At 68.7% G+C, this 14,835-nt stretch carries 16 protein-coding genes; 4 read left to right on the forward strand and 12 right to left on the reverse strand.

All coding sequences use genetic code 11. The annotated features are described in order from the left end of the window. Positions 1-351: 351 nt before the first annotated feature. Positions 352-804, reverse strand: a complete 453-nt coding sequence (locus tag ACGFY5_RS32950; protein ID WP_392726123.1) for an Lrp/AsnC family transcriptional regulator — start codon at positions 802-804, stop codon at positions 352-354. 471 nt (positions 805-1,275) lie between these two features. Here ACGFY5_RS32950 and ACGFY5_RS32955 point away from each other — a divergent pair, with 471 nt between their 5' ends. Continuing rightward, positions 1,276-1,491 (forward strand): BldC family transcriptional regulator, encoded by a 216-nt coding sequence (locus ACGFY5_RS32955; RefSeq protein WP_035858356.1) that lies wholly within the window; start codon positions 1,276-1,278, stop codon positions 1,489-1,491. Here ACGFY5_RS32955 and ACGFY5_RS32960 read toward each other — a convergent pair. From ACGFY5_RS32960 to ACGFY5_RS32975, 4 genes are read right to left on the reverse strand one after another with little or no spacing between them, the layout of a single operon-like run. Next, positions 1,488-2,123: a UbiX family flavin prenyltransferase gene (locus ACGFY5_RS32960; RefSeq protein WP_392726126.1), complete on the reverse strand. Its 636-nt coding sequence runs from the start codon at positions 2,121-2,123 to the stop codon at positions 1,488-1,490. The two genes, ACGFY5_RS32955 and ACGFY5_RS32960, sit on opposite strands and share 4 nt — an antisense overlap. After that, positions 2,120-3,016, reverse strand: a complete 897-nt coding sequence (mqnP, locus tag ACGFY5_RS32965; RefSeq protein ID WP_392726129.1) for a menaquinone biosynthesis prenyltransferase MqnP — start codon at positions 3,014-3,016, stop codon at positions 2,120-2,122. Before mqnP ends, ACGFY5_RS32960 begins: the two co-directional genes overlap by 4 nt. Further along, the gene (locus ACGFY5_RS32970) at positions 3,013-4,458 is read right to left on the reverse strand and encodes a menaquinone biosynthesis decarboxylase (RefSeq protein ID WP_392726132.1); all 1,446 of its coding nucleotides are present in this window, start codon (positions 4,456-4,458) and stop codon (positions 3,013-3,015) included. The genes mqnP and ACGFY5_RS32970 overlap by 4 nt, the downstream gene beginning before the upstream one ends. Before the next feature lie 36 nt (positions 4,459-4,494). Further along, the gene (locus tag ACGFY5_RS32975; protein WP_392726134.1) at positions 4,495-5,403 is read right to left on the reverse strand and encodes an NlpC/P60 family protein; all 909 of its coding nucleotides are present in this window, start codon (positions 5,401-5,403) and stop codon (positions 4,495-4,497) included. A gap of 404 nt (positions 5,404-5,807) precedes the next feature. Here ACGFY5_RS32975 and ACGFY5_RS32980 point away from each other — a divergent pair, with 404 nt between their 5' ends. Continuing rightward, positions 5,808-5,960: a hypothetical protein gene (locus ACGFY5_RS32980; protein ID WP_392726137.1), complete on the forward strand. Its 153-nt coding sequence runs from the start codon at positions 5,808-5,810 to the stop codon at positions 5,958-5,960. A gap of 101 nt (positions 5,961-6,061) precedes the next feature. Here ACGFY5_RS32980 and ccsB read toward each other — a convergent pair whose 3' ends face one another. From ccsB to hemL, 6 genes are read right to left on the reverse strand one after another with little or no spacing between them, the layout of a single operon-like run. After that, on the reverse strand, positions 6,062-7,063 hold the full coding sequence (gene ccsB / locus ACGFY5_RS32985; RefSeq protein WP_392726140.1) for a c-type cytochrome biogenesis protein CcsB: 1,002 nt from the start codon (positions 7,061-7,063) through the stop codon (positions 6,062-6,064). Then, positions 7,060-8,769, reverse strand: a complete 1,710-nt coding sequence (locus tag ACGFY5_RS32990; protein WP_392726142.1) for a cytochrome c biogenesis protein ResB — start codon at positions 8,767-8,769, stop codon at positions 7,060-7,062. Before ACGFY5_RS32990 ends, ccsB begins: the two co-directional genes overlap by 4 nt. Further along, on the reverse strand, positions 8,769-9,620 hold the full coding sequence (locus ACGFY5_RS32995) for a cytochrome c biogenesis CcdA family protein (protein ID WP_392726145.1): 852 nt from the start codon (positions 9,618-9,620) through the stop codon (positions 8,769-8,771). Before ACGFY5_RS32995 ends, ACGFY5_RS32990 begins: the two co-directional genes overlap by 1 nt. Continuing rightward, positions 9,617-10,204 carry a TlpA family protein disulfide reductase gene (locus tag ACGFY5_RS33000; RefSeq protein ID WP_392726148.1) on the reverse strand — a complete coding sequence of 196 codons (588 nt, stop codon included), beginning with the start codon at positions 10,202-10,204 and terminating at the stop codon, positions 9,617-9,619. The genes ACGFY5_RS32995 and ACGFY5_RS33000 overlap by 4 nt, the downstream gene beginning before the upstream one ends. Positions 10,205-10,208: 4 nt before the next feature. Next, positions 10,209-10,859, reverse strand: a complete 651-nt coding sequence (locus ACGFY5_RS33005) for a histidine phosphatase family protein (protein WP_392726150.1) — start codon at positions 10,857-10,859, stop codon at positions 10,209-10,211. Between the two features lie 2 nt (positions 10,860-10,861). After that, positions 10,862-12,181 carry a glutamate-1-semialdehyde 2,1-aminomutase gene (gene hemL, locus ACGFY5_RS33010; protein ID WP_392726153.1) on the reverse strand — a complete coding sequence of 440 codons (1,320 nt, stop codon included), beginning with the start codon at positions 12,179-12,181 and terminating at the stop codon, positions 10,862-10,864. Positions 12,182-12,326: 145 nt separating this feature from the next. On the opposite strand from hemL, the gene ACGFY5_RS33015 reads away from it, so the two are divergent. Together ACGFY5_RS33015 and ACGFY5_RS33020 are read left to right on the forward strand one after the other, a co-directional pair. After that, on the forward strand, positions 12,327-12,965 hold the full coding sequence (locus ACGFY5_RS33015) for a carbonic anhydrase (protein WP_392726154.1): 639 nt from the start codon (positions 12,327-12,329) through the stop codon (positions 12,963-12,965). A 111-nt stretch (positions 12,966-13,076) separates the two neighbouring features. Further along, positions 13,077-13,667 carry a hypothetical protein gene (locus ACGFY5_RS33020; RefSeq protein WP_392726156.1) on the forward strand — a complete coding sequence of 197 codons (591 nt, stop codon included), beginning with the start codon at positions 13,077-13,079 and terminating at the stop codon, positions 13,665-13,667. Here the strand turns inward: ACGFY5_RS33020 and ACGFY5_RS33025 are convergent. After that, entirely contained in the window at positions 13,657-14,805 is a 1,149-nt protein-coding gene (locus ACGFY5_RS33025; protein ID WP_392726158.1) for an NAD(P)/FAD-dependent oxidoreductase, read from the reverse strand. The genes ACGFY5_RS33020 and ACGFY5_RS33025 overlap by 11 nt on opposite strands. Between the last annotated feature and the right edge of the window lie 30 nt (positions 14,806-14,835).

Genomic DNA, 14,835 nt, shown 5'->3' on the forward strand with positions numbered 1-14,835 from the left:
CCAGGGCCCGATCCGGCCAGCACGCACATCAGCCTTGCCCAGCTCCCAATTTATGCCCTTTTAAGAGCATGCTATTTCGATCAAGAAAGAACTGACCCACATTTCAGCCCTCCACCGACACGTCGAATCCACTCGTCCGTTCCACCTATCGGTTGAACACTCACGGTATCGACGCTCGGCTCGTGCCATACCGAAGGCGCACGCGAAATTCTCTCCGCGATTCCCGAACAGCGACATCGGCGAATTAATTGCTGCCACCGAACACCATCAGAATTCGTTGGCCGGGGCATTGAAACAGCGTCTCGCGAAGCGAGACGGAATATTCCCTGCTCTTATCGCGCCAACGATTACCTAGGCGTCATCGAGCGGACGCGCCCGGCCTTCCCATTTCGTCGATAGCACAACGGTCGTACGGGTTCGCGCGACACCGTGGATGCGGTTGAGCCGACCGATCGTGTGCTCGAGAGCCGCGACATCGGGAACCCGCACGAGGAGCAGAAATGACTCCTCACCTGCCACGAACCAGCAGGACTCCACTTCCGACAGCCGGTTGAGCGAGGCAGCGATCTCGTCCTGCTCGGAACTCTCCGCCTGGAGCACGCCGATCAGCGCCGTCACCCCGAGGCCGATCGCCGTGGTGTCGACAGCGGCGTGGTAGCCGGTGATGATTCCTGCTGCTTCGAGCTTGCCCACCCGGTCGTGAACGGCCGGCGCGGAGAGCCCCACGCGCCGCGCCAACTCGGCGTACGTCTCACGACCGCTGTTCCGCAGCGTGTCCAGCAACCGCCGGTCGATCTCGTCCACGAGCTCTCCCCCCGGTGGTAGCGGTACTGGCCCTTGCGCATCGTAAGCCGGTTCCGCATCCGACGCTGACCCCCGGTCGGCGGACGTTGTCATCAGAAGGAGTAACCGTCCGTTCGTTGTGGACCGACACTCACTCGTTGAACTCTGCTCAACAATTCGTGACCGCAGACACAGTGATCCGCACGTGATTGAACGAAGGCACCGGTACACGTTCCGACGACACCTGTCCCGTAGCCGAATTCATCCCCATAATCGCAGGTCACGCGGGTGGTTGTGCACACCGGACACGTCGAATCCAGGTTTGGCCATACAATCGGTGACGCATCGACCTTCGACGACCGAACAGATCAGTTTGGCCGTTTCCAGTCGCCGACCGTACCTCCGGTGCTTGAATGACTCGCGAACCAATAACGCCGCGCCCCTTTGGGCGCATCAACGTGCGATTACGCACCGGCGAGAAGAGAGGCGAAAGTGGAGGTTGGCGAGCGTCTACTCACCCCAGGTGAGGTCGCGGCGCTTTTCCGGGTGGACCCGAAGACGGTGACGCGGTGGGCGGCGGCTGGGCGAATCAGCAGCATCCGCACCCCCGGCGGCCATCGCCGATTCCGGGAATCCGAGGTCCGCGCGCTGCTCGCATCGGGGGACCCGGATGTCGAACTCGAGGACCGCAGAGCGTCCGGGCACTAGTGGGCGGACGGGGCTTGCGACCGGGCAGCACCCAATTCACCGCGCCACCGGGTGAACAGCGTGTGGGTGATGCCGAGACTGTCGAGCACCTTTCCCGCGACGAAGTCGACCAGCTCCTGCACCGTCGAGGTGCCGGCGTAAAATCCCGGGCTGGCCGGCAGCACGATCGCGCCGGCGTCGTGGAGCGCGAGCAGGTGGACGAGGTGCCCCCGGGAGAGCGGGGTTTCCCGGGGCACCACGACCAACGGCCGCCGTTCCTTGAGGTTCACGTCGGCGGCGCGCTGCAGTAGATCCTTCGAGAGCCCCAGCGCGATGCCGGCTACCGCCGCCGTGCTCGCGGGCACCACCACCATGCCGCGCACCGGGTACGACCCGCTGCTCGGCCCCGCGGCCAGGTCTCCGGCCGCCCAATACCGCACGCCCGTCGGCGGCCGGCCGAGCCAGGCCTCCACGTCCTCTTCCCAGTGGCCGTCCCGAATCGTCCGGCCCACCTCGTCGAGCAACGTCAGCCGCGCCGCGCGCGACACCACGAGGTCCACGGTCTCCCCGGCATCGAGCAGCCCGTTGAGCACCGACTGCGCGTACGGCGTCCCGCTCGCGCCGGAGACGCCGACGACCCACGGAGTCCTCACCAACGGAGGCCCTGCAGAATCACCAGGTCCGCGAGCGCGAACAGGAACAAAACAATTCCGATGACGCCGTTCGCGGTGAAAAACGCGCGGTTGACGCGGGACAGGTCACTGGGACGAACGATCGCGTGCTCATAGGCCAGCACGAGCGCGGTGAACACCATCCCGACCCACCAGAGCCACCCGTAGCCGGTCAGCGCCCCGAACCACACGTACAGCGCCACCGTGAACACGTGCACGACGGTGGACGCGTGCAGCGACGCGGCGATGCCGAACCGCACCGGCACGCTGCGTACGCCGATCCGCTCGTCCACCTCGACGTCCTGGCAGGCGTAGATCAGGTCGAAGCCACCGATCCACGTCCCGACCGCCAGGCCGAGCACGAATGCCGGCCACGACCACGAGCCGGTCACCGCGATCCAGGCACCGATCGGCGCGATGGCCTGCGCGAGCCCGAGGAACGCCTGCGGGAAGTCGGTGAAGCGCTTCGCGTACGAGTAGATCGTCAGGAAGAACAGCGCGATCGGGGACAGCACCAGGCAGAGCCAGCCGAGCCAGGCAGCGGACGCCAGGAACACGACGAGCGCTACGCCCAGCCCCACCCAGGCCGACCGCACCGACAGCGCCCCCGTGACCAGCTCACGCTGTGCCGTGCGGGGGTTCTGGGCGTCGATGCGCCGGTCGATGATGCGGTTCGCGGCCATCGCGACCGTCCGGGCCGCGACCATCGCGATCGTGACGACGAGCAGCGTCAGCCACTGGACGCTCGATCCCTCGGTGCGCATGGCGGTCAGCGCGGCCACGTAGGCGAACGGCAGCGCGAACACCGAGTGCTCGATCATGACCAGGCGCAGGAACGCCTTGACCTTGTTCGGGGCCTCGACCGTCTCGGTCACAGCCCCAGCTCCCGCCAGCGCGCGTCGACCTTCGCCACCACGTCGGGGCTCATCCGCATCTCCTCCGGCCAACCGCGGTGATAGCCCTCCGTCGGGAGCTTGCGCGTGGCGTCCACCCCCAGCTTGCCACCCCAGAACTGCTGGTAGGAGGCGTGATCGAGGTGATCTACCGGACCATGCGTCAGCAGGATGTCGTGCGCGTAGTCGACGTTCCCGAATGCCCGGAACGCGACCTCGTTGTAGTCGTGGACGTCACAGTCGGCGTCCACGACGACGATCAGCTTGGACAGCGACAGCAGACCGGCGCCCCAGACGGCGTTCATCACCTTCATGGCGTGTTTCGGGAACCGCTTGTCGATCGAGACGATGCAGCAGTTGTGGAAGACGCCGGCGTCCGGCAGGTCGAAGTCGACGATGTCGGGGATCATGAACTTGATCAGCGGCAGGAAGATGCGGTTGGTGGCCTTGCCCAGCGGGCCGTCCTCCTGGGGCGGCTGGCTGGTGATGATCGACTGGTAGATCGGCTTCTGCTGCATCGTCATCACCTCGACGTGCAGCACCGGAAAGTCCTCGACCGGCGTGTAGAAGCCGGTGTGGTCACCGAACGGACCCTCCGGGGCACGCTCGCCCGGCTCGAGGTAGCCCTCCAGCACGACCTGCGCGTGCGCGGGCACCTGGAGCGGCACGGTGAGGCAGTCGACCATCTCGACGCGCTCACCGCGGAGGAACCCGGCGAACAGGTACTCGTCGATGTCACCGGGCAGCGGCGCGGTCGCGGAGTACGAGACCGCCGGATCGCACCCGAACGCGATCGCCACCGGCAACCGCTCGCCGCGCCGCTCGGCGACCGCGTGGTGTGCGGTGGAGTCCTTGTGGATCTGCCAGTGCATGCCCAGCGTGTTGCGGCTGTGCTGCTGCAGCCGGTAGAGGCCGAGGTTGCGGGCCCCGGTCTCCGGGTGCTTCGTATGGGTCAGACCCAGGTTGTGGTAGATCCCGCCGTCGCCGGGCCAGACCTGGAGGCCGGGCAGCTTGTCCAGGTCGACGTCGTCGCCCTTGTACACGACCTCCTGGCACGGTGCCGTCTTCACCCGCTTCGGGGGGACGTTCTTCAGCTGCGTGAGCTTGCCGAGCGCTTCGCGGAAGCCGCTGAACCCCTGGGGCAGTTCGGGCTTGAGCATGCTGCCGATGCGCTGCCCGATCTCGTCCAACGAGTCGACGCCCAGCGCCATCGCCATCCGGCGCTCCGTGCCGAACACGTTGATCGCGACCGGCATGTCGCCGCGCGTCGGGTTCTCGAACAGCAGGGCCGGACCGCCTGCCCGCACCACCCGCTGGGTGATCTCGCTGATCTCGAGCGTCGGGTCGACCGGCGCGGTGATCCGCTTGAGTTCACCGGCCTTTTCCAGCCGCTTCAGGAACTCACGAAGATCGGTGTGGGCCATGAACACAAGTATTCACGGCCCACCGACAGTTCCGACCTACGGCCTGCCCGCTCCGGCGAAGGGCATGTTGTTGATGTTCTCCACCTGCACGTTCTGCCCCTCGGTGGGCGCGTGGACCACCTGGTTGTTGCCGATGTAGATGCCGTCGTGGTGCAGATCGCTGTAGAAGAACACGATGTCGCCCGGCTGCAGGTTGGCCCGGGACACCTTCGGGATCTGGTTGTACTGCTGGTGCGCCGAGTGCGGCAGGCTCACGCCGACCTGCTGCCAGGCCATCATCACCAGGCCCGAGCAGTCCCAGGAGTTGGGGCCGGCGCCACCGAACACGTACGGCTCGCCCTGCTGCGCCATCGCGTACTGCACGACCACCGCGGCGTTACCGCTGGCCTGGCCGTTGTAGGTGACCGTCGCCGGGGAGCTGCCGTACTTCTTGACGTACGCCGACCGGCGGATCTCCTCCCACTTCGACTGGTCCTTCTTGATCTGCTTCTGCTGGGAGCCGAGCTGCGACTCCAGCCGCTGAGCAGCCTTGACCTGGTTGTCGACGCGGGTCTTCGTGCCGTTGTACTTGGCCTGGTAGGCCTTCGCCTCGTCGATCGTGTCGCGCTGCCGGGACGAGAGCCACTCGACGGCGGCGAGCTGGTCGAGGTAGTCGGTCGGCGATCCGTCCCGGACCATCGCGGAGGTGAGCGACAGGCTGCCGTCGCGGTACGCGGCGGCGGCGATCTTGCCGACCTCGGCCTGGGAGGCGTCGAGCTTGGCCTGCGAGGCGGCCAGCTGGCGGTTCAGCCCGGCCTGCTGCGTCTTGACCCGCTTGAGCTGCACCTTGGCGCTGTTCATCTGCTCGTTGACCTTGTCCATCTTCACGCCGAGTGAATCGAGCTGCTTCTCGGCTTCGGACAGGTTCGGGGCCGCTTGCGCGCCGCCTCCGGGTAACAGCGCCACGCACAAGATGCTTGCGAGGACGCTGGCCAGAACGACGGGACGGCGAGCGTGAGTCCGGAAGGATCTCACCGGTGCGGCACTCCCCACTCGTAGGTGAACGTGGGACACGGTATGACATCTGTGACTGGCCGGTCCAGCCTCGTCCCGGAATCCTAATGAACGTCTCAGGGATGGCGACAACGCGTGGTTGGTCCACTCCAGAGCGCCTTCTTAAGTGCTCCTTAATGCGGTTTCGCCGACGCATCCGCCGAACGGTGGAGCTGTCAGCCCACAGTAGACAGACGATCGACCGATCACATTGGCGGGGCGCTTGAGGTTTCCGATTCGCCCGTTATCTAGCGTCCCAAACCGTCCTTTTTTGGTAATTTGTCGGAAACGACAGGTTGACCAAGGGGGACGATTCGATGCCACAGCAGGCCGAACACGAAGACGTGGTGGTGGTCGGCTGGCTCCGGGGGGACGACTACGAGGCCGCGCTCGCCTACCGCCGACGCGACGACGCCACCCCGAGCGACGATCAGCCGAAGCGCCAGCCACCCCAGCCGCCGAAGCGCTGATCAGCGCTACCAAAATTTAAGGCGCCACTACCCCACGGCTGTGGCGCGCGACACAGCGATGCGCGCCACCCGGGTACGGGTGACGCGCATCGTCTTAGGGCTTACAGACCCGAATACGAGTGCAGGCCGCTCACCGCGAAGTTGATCACGTAGAGGTTGATCATCATCGTGACGAAGCCCAGGACGGCGATCGTGGCCGCCCGGGGGCCACGCCAACCGGTCGTCGCCCGCGCGTGCAGGTAGGCGGCGTACACGACCCACGAGATGAACGCCCAGGTCTCCTTGGGGTCCCAGCCCCAGTACCGGCTCCACGCCGCCTCGGCCCAGATCGCGCCACAGATGATCGCGAACGTCCAGATCGGGAAACCGAACGCGTGCAGGCGGAACGTCATCCGCTCCAGGCCGTCCGCGGCGGGCAGGTGCCGCCCGACGCCGAACGGGAAGCCCGGCGCGTTGGCCGCGCGCCCTGCCGCGACCCGCCGGTCGTAGCCCTCACGCAGCAGGTACAGCACCGAGAGCACGCCGCCGATCAGGTAGATCCCGACCGAGATCGACGCGGTGGAGACGTGGATCCAGAGCCAGTACGAGTTCAGCGCCGGCATCAGCGGCCCGGCGTCGACATAGAGCACGGTGCCGGCCAGGCCCAGCAGCAGCACCACCGGCAGCATCACGAACATGCCCAGGTAGCGCACCGGACGCCGGGCGGAGATCACCAGCCAGGTGATCGTGCCGACGACGCACGCCACCGAGACGAACTCGTACATGTTGCCCCACGGCACCCGACCGGCCGCGAATCCACGCGCGGCCAGACAGCCGAGCTGCGCGAGCGCCCCGATGATCGCCGCGGCGACGCCGAAGCGCCCGAACCAGGCCGCGCGTCCACCCGTGGGAACCGGGGGCGGCGGCGGGGCGGGAGCCTCGTCCTGCTCGGGGCCGCCGGCACCGACCAACACGCGCTTCGGCGGAGCCGCCGCGCGCGACGCCACCACTCCCTTGCGACCGAACGCGAACTCGATGGCGTAGCCGAACATCGCCACCGTGTACGCCAGGATCGCGACGACGAGCAGCGTGTTCGAGAGGTCGGCGAGCTGGGCGTCGGTCATGACGCTCCTTCTTTCGCGGGTACTGTTCGATCTTTCGCTGGTGCGGTGCGTTCGATCCGCTCGACGAGACTACGGAACTCCTCGGCGAAGCGGTCGGGGTCGGTGCGCGCCAGGCCGCCGACGGTGAGCTCACCGTCGTTGTCGACGCGGACGAAGATCCGGCGGCGCCGGACGGTCAGCGAGGCGATCAGGCCGACGAGCATGAAACCGGCAGAGATCAGCACGATCATCTCGCCGGGGTCATGTCCGACCTGGACGGTCATGAACTCACGGAAGCCGGCGAACTGGAGCGTCGTGCCGTCGTCGAGCGTCCAGACCTCGCCGACCGAGAGCTTCTTCGAGCCCACCGACTTCAACGCGCCGCTGTCGACCTGGTTCTGGTCGATCGAGTACACCGAGCGCGGGATGCCGGAGTCCAGGCCGGTGTCGCCGCGGTAGCCGACCAGCGTCACCGCCGGGTCCTTCGCCTCTGGGCTCACCGACTGGATCGGCGGTCCCGACGGGGGCGCAGTCGGCAGGAAGAACCCGGTGAACGCCATCTGCACGTCGCTGGTGCGGTTCGTGGAGTTCGGATCCTGGTTGGCGTCCGGGAGCACGAACGCGCCCTCGCTGGTGAGCTGGACGTCCTGCGGCAGGAACGCCGGCGTCTCCTCGAACACCGTGCCGTAGCGGTCGGTGTACTTGAGCACCGGCGCGTAGCCGTGGTTGATCAGGTAGACGTTCGCGCCGTCGAGCCGCAGCGGGTGGTTGACCTTGAGCTCGTACGCGCGGTCGGGGTCGTCGGTCGCCGCGCGGTCGCCCTCGACGAACTTCACCTTCGCCAGGAAATCCTCGGGCTGCCCGTTGTCCAGGTAGGTGGCCTGGAAGTCGTCCAGTTGGACGCAGAACGGCGGGAGCGACGCGTCTCGCATGCGGCTGCCCGGCGAGAACGAGTCGTAGGCCGCGACCGTGTCGCAGAACGCGCTGCCCTCGACGGTGAGAACGCTGGCCTTCCACCCCCAGAGCGAGCCGGACGCGACGCCGACCAGGAGGCCGACGAGCGCGACGTGGAACGCCAGGTTCCCGGTTTCGCGCAGGTAGCCCTTCTCAGCGCTGACCGTCACCGCGCCGGACGCCTCGGTGCGCACGACCGTGCGCCAGCGGGCGCGGCGGAGTACACCCCGTGCGGTGTCCGCGATCGCGGAGGCATCGCCGGCCACGGGGGCCGTGGAGGAGACCGGGAGCCGGTCGAGGTTGCGCGGCGCCACCGGGGGGCGCCTGAGCATCGCGCGGCCGTGGACCCGGATGCGAGGCACCAGGCAGCCCACGAGCGACACGAACAACAGCAGATAGATCGCCGCGAACCACGGCGAGGCAAAGACGTCGAACGCCGACAGCTTGTCGAGGACCGGCGCCAACGTGGGGTGCTCGGTGAAGTACTCGTCGACCTTGTTCTGGTTGAGCGATCGCTGCGGGAACGTGCTGCCGGGCACGGCGGCCAGCGCCAGCAGGAACAGCAGCACCAGCGCGGTACGCATGCTGGTCAGCTGTCGCCACCAGTGGCGCGGCTCCTCCAGGAGCCGGCTGAACCGCCCGGGTCCCACCGGGCCACGGCCGCCGGCGTCCGGGTCGGTACGACCGGCGCGACGGTCCGCCGGTGCGTTCGCGTCTTCCGGGGCGGTAGCGAGGCCGGTGACCGCATCGTGCTCATCAGTGGTGGCGGACATCAGATGATCACCTCCCCGACGCCGAACACGCCACGGATCCAGATCACCATGTCGTCCCAGAAGCCGAAGAGCAGCGCGACGCCGACCGCGATCAGCAGCACACCACCGATGCGGACGACCCAGACGCTGTGCCGACGCACGGCCGCGAACGCGCCCAGCAGGCGCCGGAAGCCGAGCGCGAAGAGGACGAACGGGACGCCCAGGCCGACGCAGTACGCGAGGGCCAGGAACACGCCACGTCCGGCGCCGCCCTGCACCGCGGCCAGGCCCAGCACAGCGCCGAGCGTCGGGCCGATGCAGGGCACCCACCCGAGGCCGAAGACGGCGCCCAGCAGCGGGGCGCCGGCCAGGCCGGAGGCCGGCAGCCACCGCACCCGGGCCTCCCGCTGCAGGCCCGGCAACACGCCGAGGTAGCCGAGGCCGAACACGACGACGAGCGCGCCGATGACCCGCTGGAGCGTGGTCTGGTGCTCGAACAGGAACCCGCCGAGCCCGCCGGTCGCGAACGCCAGCAGCGTGAACACCGCGCTGAAGCCTGCAACGAACAGCAGGCTCCCCGCCAGCATCCGCCCCCGCACGCGGCCCAGCGTGAGGCGACCCGCCACCGGCCTCGCGGCCGTGGTGACGCCCCCGGCGGCGGCCGACGCCTCCGGCGCCGCGACCGGGCGGCCGGACGGGTCGGTGCCGAGCGCGGCGTCGAGATCGGCGCCGGCGATGCCGGTGACGTACGAGACGTAACCCGGCACCAGCGGCAACACGCACGGCGACAGGAAACTGACCAGACCGGCCACCACGCTGACCCCGGCTGCCACGACCAGCGGCCCGTCGGCGACGAGATCGGGGATGCTCATCGCTGCTCCGCCGCGATCTTCTCGACGACCGGCTGCAGTTCGCTGTCGAGCATGCCCTTCCGGAACACGGCGGCGATCCGGCCCTCGCGGTCGAGGACGATCGTCGCCGGAACCGCGTTCGGCGGTGCTGCCTTGAGCTGCAGCGCCACCCGCTGCGACGGGTCGAACAGGCTCGGATAGGTGATGTTGAACTTGTGGTCGAAGCCCTTGGCCCGGGATTCGGTGTCCTTGATGTTCACCCCGAGGAACTGCACCCCGCTCGCTTTCGTGGCCTGGTGGACGCGCTGCAGATCGTCCGCCTCGGCCCGGCACGGCCCGCACCACGACGCCCAGAAGTTCAGCACGACGACGTCACCGCGCGCCGAGCTGAGCCGGAACGAACTACCGTCCAGCAGCTTCCCGGAGATGTCGGGCACGGCCGCGCGTTCCCCGGCCGGGTACACCTTCTCCGACCCCGACCCGGCGACGAACCGCGTCGAGCTCCCCGACTGGTCCACGGCGTCCGTGCCCGTCGAGCACGCGGCCAGAGCTGCGGTCACCGCGACGAGGGGGACAGAACGGCGGAGCCAGGAGGGGACGAACATCAGATCAGGCGCCTCGCTCGGTTTGCGCGGTCTTCGACTGGGCGATCAGGGCGGCCGCGGGGTCGGCGTACTCGACGCCGACGACCTCGTCGTCCTCGAACTTCACCGACGTGACGCTGGCCAGCGCACACTGCCGGCGACGGGGGTCGTGCCAGAGCGACTTCTTCTCCAGGAACCGGCGCAGGATCACGATCGGCGACTGGTGGGAGATGCAGATCGCCTCGTGACCCTCGGCGGCCTTCCGGAAGTCGGTGATCGCGGAGAACATCCGCTCGGCCTGCTCCTTGTACGGCTCGCCCCACGACGGACGGAACGGGTTACGCAGGTAGTGCCAGTACTTGCGGTGACGCCAGAGCCCGTCGCCGGGCCCGAACGGCTTGCCCTCGAACAGGTTCGTGGCTTCGATGATGCGCTCGTCGATCACCGGCTCGAGCCCGAACTGCTCGGCGAACGGCTCCATCGTCTGCTGGGCGCGTTCCATCGGGCTCACGAACAGGTGCGTGACGTCCCGTCCGGCCAGGTGCTTCGCGGTGACCACCGCCATCTGCTCGCCGAGCGGCGACAGCTTGTACCCGGGCAGGCGCCCGTAGAGGATCCCGCCCGGGTTGTACACCTCGCCGTGGCGAATTACGTGCACGGTGGTCGTGACCGTCACTCTCAGGACTCCGTTCGGGTCGCTGCGGCGGCACGGGCCGCTACCGGCAGAGCTGCCGCGATCCGACCCAGCGCCTCTTCGTCGTGTGCCGCCGACAGGAACCACGCCTCGTAGGCACTGGGCGGAAGGTAGACGCCCTCGGCCAACATCGCATGGAAGAACGCCGCGTAGGCCGCGGTGTCCTGTCGCTGAGCACCGGCGAAGTCGACTACCTCGTCAGCGGCGAAGAACACCGAGAAAAGGTTGCCGGCCGCCTGCACCCGGTGCGGCACTCCGGCTTCAGTCAACGCCTCGGACGCCATCCTGGCCACCTGACTAGCCGAAGCGTCGACCTTCGCGTAGACCTCATCGGTGGCCGCTTTCAAGGTGGCGAGCCCCGCGGCGCAGGCCAGGGGGTTACCGGACAGCGTTCCGGCCTGGTAGACCGGCCCGGCCGGAGCCAGCGCGGCCATCACGTCCGCAGTGCCGCCGAACGCCGCAGCAGGCAGGCCGCCGCCCATCACCTTGCCGAACGTGAACAGGTCGGGGACGACCCGTCCACCGGAGGCTCCGAACCAGCCCGCGGCCGAGATCCGGAAGCCGGTCATCACCTCGTCGCTGATCAGCAACGCCCCAGCGGCCGTGCACTGTTCGCGCAGCAGCACGTCGAACCCGTCGACCGGCGGGACGACGCCCATGTTCGCCGGGATCGCTTCGACGATCACCGCGGCGATGTCCGACCCCTGCTCGGCGAACGCGGCTGTCAGCGCGGACCCGTCGTTGTACGGCAGCACGATCGTGTCGGCAGCGCTCGCGCCGGTGACGCCCGGCGTGTCCGGCAGACCGAACGTGACGACGCCCGAGCCGGCCGCCGCGAGCAACGCGTCGACGTGGCCGTGGTAGTTACCGGCGAACTTGACGATCTTGGAACGGCCGGTGACGCCACGGGCGAGTCGGATCGCGCTCATCGTCGCCTCGGTGCCGGAGTTGACCAGGCGCACCTGCTCGACCGGCGCCACCCGCGCGACGATCTCCTCGGCCAGCTCCACCTCGCCGACGCTCGGCGTCCCGAAACTGGTGCCCTTCGCGGCCGCTGCGGTGAGCGCGGCGACGACGTCGGGGTGGGCGTGGCCCAGCAGCAGCGGCCCCCACGAGCAGACGAGGTCGACGTACTGCCGCCCGTCGACGTCGTACAGGTAGGGGCCTTCACCGCGCGCCATGAAGCGGGGGGTGCCGCCAACCGCCCGGAACGCACGGACCGGAGAGTTGACCCCGCCGGGCACGACGGTGCTGGCGCGCGCGAACCATTCGGCCGAGAGGGGCGCGTCCTGGGGATAGCTCACTGCGCCATTGTGACAACTACCGGCCGTAGACGTCCTGCCGGGTACCGTGGTGACACCCACATCCCCTGGCTCACAGCCCCGGGACGTCGTATACAGAATTCAGGGGCGCGCTTCCCCGCGGCCCGACGACTCCCGAGGAGCCGCGATGTCTGCCGTGCCTTTGCCCGTTGCGCCCGAACCGCCCGCCCACCCCACCCCCGACGAGGCGTACGCGCTCATGGTCGCCGGCAACGCCCGGTTCGCCGCGAACACGCCCGCGCGCCCCAATCAGGACGACGCCAGGCGCGTACAGCTCGTCGCCGGTCAGGAGCCGTTCGCAGCCGTGCTGGGGTGCGCCGACTCGCGGGTTCCCGCGGAGATCGTGTTCGACCAGGGCCTCGGCGACCTGTTCGTGTGCCGCACCGCCGGGCCGATCGTCGACTTCGCCGTCCTCGGCAGCATCGAGTTCGCGATCACGCAGCTGCACGTGCCGCTCGTCGTGGTGATGGGCCACGAGTCCTGCGGCGCACTGAAGGCCGCCGCCGAGACCGCGACCGGGAACCTCGACCCGACCGGGTCGGTGCGTGATCTGGTCGAGCGGGTGCTGCCGATCACGCTGAAGGCGCAGCGGGAGGGCGGCTCGAAGGAGGAGCAGCTCAACCGGGCGATCGGCTACAACGTCACCCGGGTCATCAACCTGCTGATCGAGCGCTCCCCCGCGATCGCGGACGCGGTCGCCGACGGCTCGGTGAAGCTCGTCGGCGCGGTGTACGAGCTCGAGGGCGGCCGCGCCCGCTTCCTTTAGGGCACCGCCGCTGACCCTTAACTGCACCCAAAAGTTGCCATCAGTCACTGGCGCCCCAGAGTTACTCGTCAGTAGGGTGATCGCTGTCACTCTCGCTGTCGAGGAGGATCCGTGCGCCGTCTGCTCGTTCTGCTGGCTGTCACCGTTGCAACCCTCGCGGTCGCACAGCCGGCCCAGGCCGCCCCGGTCGACCTGGTCTTCGCCAACACCACCGGAACGACGTTCATCGCCAAGCAGAAGGTCACCGCCGAGATCCCGACGTCGGTGGTCAAGACGTCGATCGACCTGGACGCGAAGACGCTGACCGGTTCGGCCGAGATCCCCGACCTCACCGTGCACCTCAAGCTCGCGAACCTGATCCCGACGACGTCGATCGTCCGGATCGTGCCGCAGGGCGGTCTGACCGGCACGGTCGACCTCGGCGCCAACAAGCTCGAAACGACGACGACGTTCACGCTGGAGGTCCTGCGGGTCTTCCAGGACTCGCTGCCGAACCTGAACCTGATCAGCCCCGGCTGCACCACGAAGACCGCGACCAGCGCCACGCTCACCAACACCACGCCGATCGATGTCTTCGCGACGACCACGGTCTCCGGCAGCTACAAGATCCCGGCGTTCACCAAGTGCGGCCTGCTGACGCCGCTGCTGACCACCCTGCTCGCCGGCGACGGCAACACGCTCACGCTGAACCTCAAGGCGTAGCGGCCAACTCCCGCCGGAGGCGCACGAAGGTCCGCGGGATGCGGGCGCCGAGCACCGCGACGAGCTTGCCCTCGCGACGATAGGCAGCCACGAAGCGGTGCTCGGACGGGTCCCCGTCCACCACCTCGACGTCGTCCCCCGGGCGCACGAAGCCGGCGAACTGCACCATCACGCCGTACTGCTCGCTCCACACATACGGCACCGGGTCGTACTCCACCGGCTCGCCGAGCAACCCGGCGGCGACAGCCGCACCGTGCTCGCGCGCGTGCGTCCAGTGCTCCACCCGGATCGACCCACCGGCCCGCACCGACGGGTACCGGGCCACGTCGCCGCAGGCCCAGACCCCGGGCACGGACGTCCGCCCGGCCGCATCCACGACGACGCCGTTGTCGAGCGCCACCCCGGAGTCCGCCAGCCAACCGGTGGCCGGCGCGACCCCGATCCCCACCACGACGACGTCAGCGGGCAGCTCGCGCCCGTCGGCGAGCGCCACCCCGGTCACCGCACCGCCCTCGGACGAGAACCCCGCGACCGACACCCCGGTCAGCAGCGGCACCCCGTTGATCCCGTGCAACGACGTCACCACCGACGCCATCGACGGCCCGAACACGTGCGCCATCGGCGAATCCGAGGCGTCCAGCACGGTCACCGACGCCCCGAGCTTCGACGCCGTGGACGCCACCTCGGCGCCGATGAACCCGGCACCGATGATGACGACGTTGGCGCCCGGCACGAACGCCGCGCGCAGAGCGTCGGCATCGGAGCAGGTACGGAGGGTGTGGACGCCGCGTAGCCCGGCAGCGGCGGGCAGCGACCGCGGCGAGGTGCCGGTGGCGATGACCACGGCGTCGCCGGAAACGTCGGACCCGTCGGCTAGAACGACAGTGTGATCGCGAAGACCCGCTGCAGGTACACCGAGCCGCCACGTCACCGGCACGTCCTCGTCGGCGACGAGCAGCGAGATGCCCCCGAGGTCGAGGTCACCGGCCAGGTACGCCTTGGACAGCGGCGGACGGTCGTAGGGCCGGTGCGGCTCGTCGCCGATCAGCTCGATCGAGCCACCGAAACCACGCGTCCGCAGCGAACGGGCCAGCGACCAGCCGGCCAGCGATGCCCCGACGATGACCACCCTGTCCACAGGTGTTCTCCTTCTCTGCGGAAAGTAGGC

The sequence above is a fragment of the Cryptosporangium sp. NPDC048952 genome (assembly GCF_043197895.1).
GTDB lineage: Bacteria > Actinomycetota > Actinomycetes > Mycobacteriales > Cryptosporangiaceae > Cryptosporangium.

Bases quoted from the DNA above. Each gene is read 5' to 3' on its own strand.
- ACGFY5_RS32970 (WP_392726132.1), bottom strand. From the start codon at position 4,458: ATGGCCCACACCGATCTTCGTGAGTTCCTGAAGCGGCTGGAAAAGGCC.
- ACGFY5_RS32980 (WP_392726137.1), top strand. From the start codon at position 5,808: ATGCCACAGCAGGCCGAACACGAAGACGTGGTGGTGGTCGGCTGGCTC.
- ccsB (WP_392726140.1), bottom strand. From the start codon at position 7,063: ATGACCGACGCCCAGCTCGCCGACCTCTCGAACACGCTGCTCGTCGTC.
- ACGFY5_RS32990 (WP_392726142.1), bottom strand. From the start codon at position 8,769: ATGTCCGCCACCACTGATGAGCACGATGCGGTCACCGGCCTCGCTACC.
- ACGFY5_RS32995 (WP_392726145.1), bottom strand. From the start codon at position 9,620: ATGAGCATCCCCGATCTCGTCGCCGACGGGCCGCTGGTCGTGGCAGCC.
- ACGFY5_RS33000 (WP_392726148.1), bottom strand. From the start codon at position 10,204: ATGTTCGTCCCCTCCTGGCTCCGCCGTTCTGTCCCCCTCGTCGCGGTG.
- ACGFY5_RS33015 (WP_392726154.1), top strand. From the start codon at position 12,327: ATGTCTGCCGTGCCTTTGCCCGTTGCGCCCGAACCGCCCGCCCACCCC.